This window comes from Rahnella perminowiae, assembly GCF_019049755.1.
Taxonomy (GTDB): Bacteria; Pseudomonadota; Gammaproteobacteria; order Enterobacterales; family Enterobacteriaceae; genus Rahnella; species Rahnella perminowiae.
Genome location: NZ_JAFMOS010000390.1, coordinates 1 through 7,271 on the forward strand (window position 1 = coordinate 1; position 7,271 = coordinate 7,271).

Consider the following 7,271-nt stretch of genomic DNA (forward strand, 5'->3'; position numbering starts at 1 on the left):
CCTAACCAGTGCGGGCTTTTTTTTTACATTTAAACGAGAGCTTCAGGAGAGAACCAGAAATGCGAGTGTTGAAATTTGGCGGGACCTCGGTAGCAAACGCAGAACGCTTCATGCGGGTTGCGGAAATTATGGAAAGCAATGCGCGTCAGGGACAGGTCGCGACGGTATTATCCGCGCCTGCCAAAATCACCAACTATCTGGTCGCTATGATTGAACGGACTGTCGCAGGGCAGGACATTCAGACCATCATGAGTGATGCGGAAAACATTTTTGGTCAGCTGATCACCGGTCTGGCGGCAGTGCAGCCGGGCTTTGATTTGCCGAAAGTGAAAGCGTTTGTCGATCAGGAATTCGCTCAGCTTAAACAGTTGATGCACGGTATTACGCTGCTGGGACAATGCCCGGACAGCGTAAATGCCTCCATCATTTGTCGTGGCGAGAAGCTCTCAATCGCCATTATGGAAGCAGTGTTTGTTGCCAAAGGCTTTGGCGTCACCGTCATTAACCCGGTCGAAAAACTGCTCGCTCAGGGGCATTACCTCGAATCAACCGTGGACATCAATGAATCCACCCGCCGTATCGCCGCCAGCGCTATTCCAGCCGGTCATATCGTGCTGATGGCCGGTTTCACTGCCGGTAACGAGCAGGGCGAGCTGGTGGTGCTGGGACGTAACGGTTCCGATTATTCAGCTGCCGTGCTGGCCGCCTGTTTACGCGCTGACTGCTGTGAAATCTGGACAGATGTTGACGGTGTATATACCTGTGACCCGCGCACTGTCCCGGATGCCCGCTTACTGAAATCAATGTCTTATCAGGAAGCGATGGAGCTGTCGTACTTTGGTGCGAAAGTGCTTCACCCGCGTACCATCTTACCCATTGCTCAGTTCCAGATCCCCTGCCTGATTAAAAACACCACCAACCCCCAGGCACCGGGTACTCTGATTGGCAGCGAAAGCCTGGATGATAATACACCGGTGAAAGGCATCACCAATCTCAACAACATGGCAATGATCAACGTTTCCGGTCCGGGGATGAAAGGGATGATCGGCATGGCAGCACGCGTGTTTGCGGTGATGTCCCGTTCGGGTATTTCCGTGGTGCTGATCACCCAGTCTTCTTCCGAATACAGCATCAGCTTCTGTGTGCCGCAGAGCGAGCTGGAGCGCGCCCGTAAAGCGCTGGAAGATGAGTTTTATCTCGAGCTGAAAGACGGTCTGCTTGAGCCGCTGGATGTGATGGAAAAACTGGCGGTCATTTCGGTAGTCGGTGACGGCATGCGTACCCTGCGCGGCATCTCGGCGAAATTCTTCTCGGCACTGGCGCGCGCTAATATCAATATCGTGGCCATCGCCCAGGGGTCTTCCGAGCGCTCCATCTCCGTTGTGGTCAATAACGACGATGCGACCACCGGCGTACGGGTCAGTCACCAGATGCTGTTCAACACAGATCAGGTCATTGAAGTTTTCCTGATCGGCGTCGGCGGTGTGGGCGGGGCGTTGATTGAACAGATCCGCCGTCAGCAGGCGTGGCTGAAAACCAAACACATCGATCTGCGTGTTTGCGGTATCGCTAACTCCCGCGCATTGCTGACCAACGTGCACGGTATTGCGCTGGAAACCTGGCGTGATGAGCTGGGTGCAGCGAAAGAGTCGCTGAATCTTGGCCGTCTGATCCGTCTGGTGAAAGAGTACCACCTGCTGAATCCGGTGATTGTGGACTGTACTTCCAGTCAGGAAGTGGCTGATCAGTACGCCGATTTCCTGGCTGACGGCTTCCACGTTGTAACGCCGAATAAAAAAGCCAATACCTCATCAATGAATTATTACTATCAGTTGCGTAAGGCGGCGGATGGTTCACGCCGTAAATTTCTCTACGACACCAATGTCGGCGCAGGTTTGCCGGTAATTGAAAACCTGCAAAACCTGCTGAACGCAGGGGATGAGCTGGTGCGTTTCACCGGTATTTTATCCGGCTCGCTGTCATATATCTTCGGCAAACTGGATGAAGGCATGTCATTGTCTGCTGCGACCTTGCAGGCGCGGGATATGGGCTATACCGAACCGGATCCGCGCGACGATCTTTCCGGTATGGACGTCGCCCGTAAGTTGCTGATTCTGGCGCGTGAAGCCGGTTACAAACTGGAACTGACGGATATCGATGTGGAATCTGTTTTACCACCGTCCTTCAATTCAGAAGGCAATGTGAATGAATTTGTGGCGCGACTGCCGGAACTGGATGCCGAATTTGCGCAGCGTGTTGCGCAGGCCACCGCCGCAGGTAAAGTATTGCGCTATGTTGGTGCTATCGAAGACGGGCAGTGCAAAGTAAAAATCGATGCTGTCGATGGCAATGACCCGCTTTATAAAGTAAAAAATGGGGAGAATGCGCTGGCGTTTTACAGCCGCTATTATCAGCCGTTGCCGTTAGTTCTGCGTGGCTACGGTGCGGGTAATGATGTGACGGCGGCAGGTGTGTTTGCCGATCTTTTGAGAACGCTGTCATGGAAGTTAGGAGTTTAATATGGTTAAGGTGTATGCCCCGGCTTCAATCGGGAACGTCAGCGTAGGCTTCGATGTGTTGGGCGCGGCCGTTTCTCCGGTGGATGGCACGCTGCTGGGGGACTGTGTTTCCGTTGAGCCAGCCACCGTCTTCAGTCTGAAAAACGAAGGCAAGTTTGTGTCTAAACTGCCGGATCGTATGGAAGACAACATTGTTTATCAGTGCTGGCAGCGTTTCTGTCAGGAAATCGGCAAGCAAGTGCCGGTGGCGATGACGCTGGAAAAAAACATGCCGATCGGCTCAGGTCTGGGTTCCAGCGCCTGTTCTGTTGTTGCCGGTCTGATGGCGATGAACGAGTTTTGTGGTAAGCCGCTTAATGAAAACCAGATGCTGTTGCTGATGGGTGAGCTTGAAGGGCGTATTTCCGGTAGCGTGCATTTCGATAATGTCGCGCCATGCTATTTAGGCGGCATTCAGCTGATGCTGGAAGAACTCGATATCATCAGCCAGCCTGTGCCAGGTTTTGACGACTGGCTGTGGGTGATGGCGTATCCGGGCATCAAAGTTTCAACGGCCGAAGCGCGTGCCATTTTACCCGCGCAGTATCGTCGTCAGGATTGCATCAGCCACGGACGTTATCTGGCGGGCTTTATCCATGCCTGTCACACTCAGCAACCCGCACTGGCTGCAAAGCTGATGAAAGATGTGATTGCTGAGCCTTACCGTACCCGTCTGCTGCCAGGTTTTGCCCAGGCGCGCAGCGCCTCAGAAGAAATTGGTGCGCTGGCTTGCGGGATTTCCGGCTCAGGCCCGACGCTGTTTGCGGTGTGCAATGACAGCGCGACAGCGAAACGTATGGCTGACTGGTTGCAGACGCATTATCTGCAAAATGACGAAGGCTTTGTTCATATTTGTCGTCTTGATACCGCGGGCGCGCGGGTATTGGGATAACTCGATAATTTATTGGGATAACTAATGAAACTGTACAACCTGAAGGATCATAACGAGCAGGTCAGCTTTGCTCAGGCCGTCAAACAAGGCCTTGGAAAACAGCAGGGATTATTCTTTCCGCTGGAACTGCCGGAGTTTGAACTGACGGAAATCGACCGTTTGCTGGAACTGGATTTCGTCACCCGCAGTAGCCGCATTCTTTCTGCTTTCATCGGCGATGAAATTCCGGAAGAAGAATTATATCAGCGTGTGAAAAACGCGTTTGCTTTCCCGGCACCTGTCGTCAACGTGGAAGAAGACATTGCCTGTCTGGAACTTTTCCACGGCCCGACCCTGGCTTTTAAAGATTTCGGCGGCCGCTTTATGGCGCAAATCCTGACTCAGGTATCGGGCGATCAGCCGGTGACCATTCTGACTGCGACGTCCGGTGATACCGGTGCGGCAGTGGCGCATGCCTTCCACGGCCTGAAAAATGTGCGTGTGGTGATTCTGTACCCGCGCGGCAAAATCAGCCCGTTACAGGAAAAACTGTTCTGCACCCTCGGTGGCAACATTCATACCGTCGCCATCGACGGTGACTTTGATGCCTGTCAGGCGCTGGTGAAACAGGCATTTGATGATGAAGAGCTGAAATTTGCGCTGAAACTGAATTCGGCGAATTCTATCAACATCAGCCGTCTGCTGGCACAGATTTGTTATTACTTTGAAGCCGTTGCCCAACTGCCTCAGGAAGCGCGTAATCAGTTGGTGGTTTCCGTGCCAAGCGGTAACTTTGGTGATTTAACGGCAGGTCTGCTGGCGAAATCTCTCGGCCTGCCGGTGAAACGCTTTATCGCTGCGACCAACGCCAATGACACAGTGCCGCGTTTTCTGTCTAACGGTGAATGGGAGCCGAAGAAAACCGTTGCGACGCTGTCGAACGCAATGGATGTCAGCCAGCCCAACAACTGGCCGCGCGTGGAAGAGCTGTATCGTCGTAAAACCTGGCAACTGAAAGATCTGGGCTTTGGCACAGTCAGCGATGACACCACCGAAGATGCGATGCGCGAGCTGGCCAATATCGGTTATACCTCGGAACCTCACGCGGCAATTGCTTACCGCGTACTGCGCGATCAGCTGCAGCCGGGTGAATTTGGCCTGTTCATCGGGACGGCGCATCCGGCAAAATTCAAGGAAAGCGTGGAAGCGATCCTGGATCAGGATATTGGTTTGCCGAAAGAACTGGCGGATCGCGCTGACCTGCCATTGTTGTCGCACAATCTGCCGGCTGATTTCAGCGAAATGCGCGCATTCCTGATGGCATTACCTGAATAAATAGCCTGCTTCTGACATGTAAAAGCCCTCTCCGCGAGGGCTTTTTTATATAGGCAGATCAAAAGGATCAGCGTTCTGGGCGGGTAAAGACCAGTTCATTACCTTGCGAACGTGATTCATCAAACTCGTAACCTTCCAGATTGAAATCCTGAAGCTGTTTCGGCTTATCAAGGCGTTCTTTGATGATAAACCGGCTCATCAGGCCGCGCGCTTTTTTGGCATAGAAGCTGATGACTTTATATTTGCCGTTTTTCTCGTCGAGGAATACCGGCTTGATAATTTCGCCATCCAGCAGTTTAGGTTTCACGGCTTTGAAGTATTCATCGGACGCCAGATTCACCAGCACCTGGTTTTTTTGTTCGCTGAGTAAGTGGTTGAGTTTTTCAGTCAGTAAATCTCCCCAGAAGGCGTACAGATTAGCGCCCTGTGGGTTTTCCAGCCGGATACCCATTTCCAGCCGGTAAGGCATCATCAGATCCAGCGGGCGCAGCAGGCCATATAAGCCGGACAACATCCGCAGATGTTTCTGAGCAAAATCAAAATCTTTCTCACTGAAATCTTCTGCCTGCAGGCCCGTATAAACATCACCTTTAAAGGCCAGCAAAGCCTGACGCGCATTTTCCGGTGTGAAATCCGGCTGCCAGTCATTGAAACGTTCTGCGTTGAGATGGGCCAGTTTATCGCTGATCCCCATCAGTGAAGAGATTTGCGCCGGGGACATTTTACGTGCCACGGTGATCAGCTGGCTGGATTTATCCAGCAACTCCGGTTGAGTGTAGCGCGTTGTCGCAAGCGGGCTTTCGTAATCGAGCGTTTTGGCAGGTGAAATAATGGTTAACATAGTCTCGTCCGTTGGTCAGTGACGGTTCACATTCAGGAATCTTTGTGGCCTCACTGTAGCAAAAAAGCCACGGCGATGGAGGCATGATATCGATAGGTAAAAGCAGACAACGTCAGCGCGGAGGCATTTTTTTATCCCAGACACCAGGCTGGATCTGGCCGCGTAATTCAGGGTAATTGTCAGGGTTAAACACCGGTATTTTCCCCATACGTCGCTGACGTTCATAATCTTTCACCACGCTGACCGCAATTCCCGAGAGCAGCAGCAATGCGGTGAGATTGAGTATTGCCATCAATGCCATAAAGATATCAGCCAGCTTCCATAACAACTGAATTTCCAGCAGACATCCGCAGAACACCATGGCGATGACCAGTAACCTGAAAATCATTAATTTCAGAGGTGAAGAACGGTGAAAGAAATTCAGATTGTTTTCGGCATAGGCATAGTTTCCGGCAATCGACGTAAATGCAAAAGAGAAGACCAGTATGGCCAGAACCACATGGCTCCAGCTTCCGGTCACCGGCATAATCGATTGTTGTATCAGCCGGATACCGGTTGCAGCGTCAGGTTGAACAAGGGTTCCTGACGTCAGGATGATCAGCGCAGTGGCAGTACAAATCACCATGGTATCGATAAAGACTGCAAACATCTGACTGAATCCCGCCATGGCCGGATGGCTGACGCCGGCCATCGCCGCTGCATTGGGTGAAGAACCGACACCGGCCTCGCTGGCAAAAGCGCCGCGCTGCATTCCCTGTGTGATGGCCTGTGTTATGCCATATGCCAGTGCGCCGGATGCCGCCTGCTGTATGCCAAAGGCACTTTTGAATACCAGCACCAGCACCTGGGGCAATCTTTCAACTTGATGACCAATGACCCAGATGGCCAGCAACAGATACGCGAAGGCCATCATCGGCATCAGCCATTTTGTAAGCCCGGTTATTGCCCGTATACCGCCGAAGATCAGTATTGCGATCAGTGCGGATAAAATGCAGGCGGTAACCAGTGCCGGTATATGCAGAAGGTGAAAAGAGGCCTGCGCAATGGAATTAGCCTGTAATGCACTGAAAATAAAGCCACAGGAAATCACCATCAGTGAAGAAAACAGGACACCCATCCAGCGCATTCCCAACCCTTTTTCCATGTAATCCGCCGGACCACCACGAAATTTCCCCTGAGCTGTATTGCCTTTGTAAACCTGCGCCAGCGTGTTTTCTATCATTGCCGTCGCCATGTTGAAAACCGCAATTATCCACATCCAGAAGATTGCGCCGGGGCCGCCCAGCGTAATGGCGATGGCGACACCGGTGAGGTTGCCGGTACCAATACGCGATGCAAGGCTCAGACACAGCGACTGCCACGGGGAAATACCTCTCGTGGTGTGTTTTTGTTTATAAAGTGTGGAGGAGAAAAGGTGGCCAAAATGACGGAACTGAATAAAGCCAAGCCGGAACGTGAGGTAAATGCCGGTGCCGCACAGCAGGTAAATCAGGATCGAACTCCAGAGAATTGTGTCGAAAAAATCCAGCAGGTCGTTCATGAATTGTCCTTGGTTGATTCGCCCTTCATCGTTTTTATTTGTTTGCTTGCGGGCAATGACCACTTTGGGTGGCTAACATACCTTTTTTATCGAATGGGTGACATAGGCATTTTGACTGACTTTGCG

At 52.1% G+C, this 7,271-nt stretch carries 5 protein-coding genes; 3 read left to right on the plus strand and 2 right to left on the minus strand.

Going from position 1 to position 7,271, the window contains the following annotated elements:
- Positions 1-59: 59 nt before the first annotated feature.
- From thrA to thrC, 3 genes are read left to right on the plus strand one after another with little or no spacing between them, the layout of a single operon-like run.
- Positions 60-2,519, plus strand: a complete 2,460-nt coding sequence (thrA, locus tag J1785_RS05165; RefSeq protein WP_129953258.1) for a bifunctional aspartate kinase/homoserine dehydrogenase I — start codon at positions 60-62, stop codon at positions 2,517-2,519.
- A gap of 1 nt (position 2,520) precedes the next feature.
- Positions 2,521-3,450, plus strand: coding sequence for a homoserine kinase (thrB, locus tag J1785_RS05170; protein WP_129953257.1), 930 nt, complete (start codon positions 2,521-2,523; stop codon positions 3,448-3,450).
- A gap of 24 nt (positions 3,451-3,474) precedes the next feature.
- Entirely contained in the window at positions 3,475-4,764 is a 1,290-nt protein-coding gene (gene thrC, locus J1785_RS05175) for a threonine synthase (RefSeq protein ID WP_217218955.1), read from the plus strand.
- Between the two features lie 67 nt (positions 4,765-4,831).
- Here thrC and yaaA read toward each other — a convergent pair whose 3' ends face one another.
- Both yaaA and J1785_RS05185 read right to left on the minus strand, forming a co-directional pair.
- Entirely contained in the window at positions 4,832-5,605 is a 774-nt protein-coding gene (gene yaaA, locus J1785_RS05180; protein ID WP_217218956.1) for a peroxide stress protein YaaA, read from the minus strand.
- A 112-nt stretch (positions 5,606-5,717) separates the two neighbouring features.
- The gene (locus tag J1785_RS05185; protein WP_217218957.1) at positions 5,718-7,145 is read right to left on the minus strand and encodes an alanine/glycine:cation symporter family protein; all 1,428 of its coding nucleotides are present in this window, start codon (positions 7,143-7,145) and stop codon (positions 5,718-5,720) included.
- Positions 7,146-7,271 lie beyond the last annotated feature (126 nt).

Bases quoted from the DNA above. Each gene is read 5' to 3' on its own strand.
- thrA (WP_129953258.1), top strand. From the start codon at position 60: ATGCGAGTGTTGAAATTTGGCGGGACCTCGGTAGCAAACGCAGAACGC.
- thrB (WP_129953257.1), top strand. From the start codon at position 2,521: ATGGTTAAGGTGTATGCCCCGGCTTCAATCGGGAACGTCAGCGTAGGC.
- thrC (WP_217218955.1), top strand. From the start codon at position 3,475: ATGAAACTGTACAACCTGAAGGATCATAACGAGCAGGTCAGCTTTGCT.
- yaaA (WP_217218956.1), bottom strand. From the start codon at position 5,605: ATGTTAACCATTATTTCACCTGCCAAAACGCTCGATTACGAAAGCCCG.
- J1785_RS05185 (WP_217218957.1), bottom strand. From the start codon at position 7,145: ATGAACGACCTGCTGGATTTTTTCGACACAATTCTCTGGAGTTCGATC.